At 51.2% G+C, this 2,434-nt stretch carries 2 protein-coding genes; both read right to left on the minus strand.

The features are described 5' to 3' along the window. Nucleotides 1-83 precede the first annotated feature (83 nt). A complete protein-coding gene (locus AC1WIP_RS14540; protein ID WP_481142502.1) occupies nt 84-1,241 on the minus strand; it encodes a Gfo/Idh/MocA family protein in 1,158 nt (385 codons plus the stop codon). A 35-nt stretch (nt 1,242-1,276) separates the two neighbouring features. Further along, on the minus strand, nt 1,277-2,353 hold the full coding sequence (locus AC1WIP_RS14545) for an alcohol dehydrogenase catalytic domain-containing protein (protein WP_481142503.1): 1,077 nt from the start codon (nt 2,351-2,353) through the stop codon (nt 1,277-1,279). Between the last annotated feature and the right edge of the window lie 81 nt (nt 2,354-2,434).

The raw sequence follows: 2,434 nt of genomic DNA on the forward strand, positions 1-2,434 counted from the left end.
TTAATATATCTTAATAATTACTGCAGCTTGCCACAAAAAAGCAGGAACTCCCTCTTTGTGGATTTCCTGCTTTTCCTAGTTTTTTATTCTTTATCAGACGCCCTTTCGCGCTCCTTTTCCTCCTGGCAGTGTGCCTCCAGGCATTTCTCATACTGACTTTCATCACAGGGTATGTCTGCCCACTGTTTTGTCCAGTCAGACAGATAGGCGGCATTGACATTTTCCAGCGCTCTTAATCCATCTGAAAATCCAGCCAGAGGCACAGCCTTTCCCTGGATGGCGTCTGCAAAATTCTGCAGCACAATCAAATATTCATCCTTCTCCTGAAGAATCTCCTTACTCTCCTTCACATAAGGAATTACCGGGTTAGACTCTGCTGCGGTCTTGGACACCTGAGCAGTTGAGGAGGCATTTTTGCAAAAGGTGAGCACACGATTGTCCTCCACCATAAGCTTTCCCATGTCTCCATGGATTTCCAGACGGTTGGTGCCGGGAGAATCCCCGGTGGAGGAAAAGAAGGTTCCCTCCATACCGTTTTCATAGGAAAACAAAAGGGTGGCCTCATCGTCTACGGAAATGGAGCTGTAGCGTCCATAGCGGATTCTGGCAAACACTCGGGAAGGCTGCCCGAACAGCCAATTCCACATATCCATAAGATGCTGGCACTGGTTTAACAAAAGACCTCCGCCCTCGCCATTCCAGGTGCTGCGCCAGGCGGACATTTTGTGATAGTATTCCGGTCTGTACCAGAAATTTGCAGTCCACAGCACATGGTGCAGACGCCCCAGCTCCTGCCTCTCTAAAATTCCCTTCACCTGCCGGTAAATTTCTCTTGCGCGCCAGTTAAAAATCATGGCCTCCACCAAAGGCTCCCTGTCGCCATCCGCCCCTTCCAGACGCTTTCTGCCGTCCACAACCCTCCCACACTCTAAAGCAGTGATCCCCAGAGGCTTTTCACAGAGCACATGAAGTCCTGCCGTCTTCGCCTTTTCTACCATACGGACATGCTCTCTGTGGGGCGTAGTGATAATCAACGCGTCAAATTCCTCTGCCGCCTCAAACATGCTGTCCTCATGGGGAAAGATTTTTACCTGGGGCATCTCCTGGCGGATTTTTTCCTGCATCTTAGGATTTCTGCAAAGAATGCCAAACAGAGAGAGACCTTCAATCTGTCCCTTGTAAATCCGGTCCGCATACTTGCTCCCCATATTGCCATAGCCTGCGATCACTGCTTTTTTCATTAATTTGCCTGCCTTTCTTCTATCCTGCCTTTCTGCTACGGCGTCAGCATCACCTTTAGCGCCGTATCATCCTCCTGCGCAGTCTCAAAAGCCTTTTCCCACTGCGCAAGGGGGAAGCTGTGGCTTACCAGGCCTTCTGTTTTGATCCATCCGGCCCTGATGCCGTCAATCACCGCCTGGAAGGTCCGTGCGGAAAGATGGGAGCCCTTGATGGTCAGCTCCTTTCCGTCCCCGATCACATTCCAGTCGGCGCTTACCTTGTCCGCAAACACGCCCATCTGCACATACCTTCCATGGTTTCTCAAAAGGGAAAGGCCCTGACTTACGCTGACGCCGCTTCCGGAAGCCTCTATGTACACATCACAGCCCCTGCCCTCTGTCAGCGCAAGGATACGCTGTTCCACGTCCTCTTTTAATGGATTCATGGTGATATGGGCCCCAAATTCCAGCCCCTTTGCCACCCGGAAATCCTTTACGTCCAGCCCGATTACCTTTGCAGGCAGCCTCAGTCTGGCCATATTGACCATAGAAAGGCCAATGGCTCCAAGGCCCGCCACCACTACCACATCCTCATGTTTGATTTCCGCAAGGTCCACCGCATGCATGCCGCAGGCGATGGGCTCGATGAGCACCGACTGCTGTGGGGTAAATTCCTCCGGTATTGCGTGTAGAATCGAATTTTTGTGAAGCTTCATATACTGGGCAAAGCCTCCCGCAGCATGCTGTTTAAAGCCATATACTGCGGATTTCTGGCACATCCAGTAGATTCCCCTCCTGCAGTAGTCGCACTCCCCACAGGGGACAATCTGCTCTGCGCATACCACGTCGCCTGCCTTCCACTGCGCCACCTTCTCTCCTGTGCGGACGATTTCCCCGTAAAACTCGTGTCCTCCGATTACAGGCGCTTCTATATACCTATCCTGTGGTCCGCTTCCCCAGATTCGTATGCCGCCGTGATAGGCCTTGATATCTCCCGCGCAGATGCCGCAGCCCCTGACCCTTAAGAGAATCTCCTCCGGCCCGATATCCGGTACATCCACAGTTTCATAGCGATTGTCAAAGGGCGCATACTGCACCAGCGCTTTCATCTTTGCTTTTGTATTTTCACTCATAAAATCCCTTTCTTTCATTTTATCCCTTTATACCGGTAGATGCAATTCCTTCCACCAAATATTTCTGCATGGTGAGAAAAA

The sequence above is a fragment of the Acetatifactor sp. genome, from assembly GCF_982438285.1.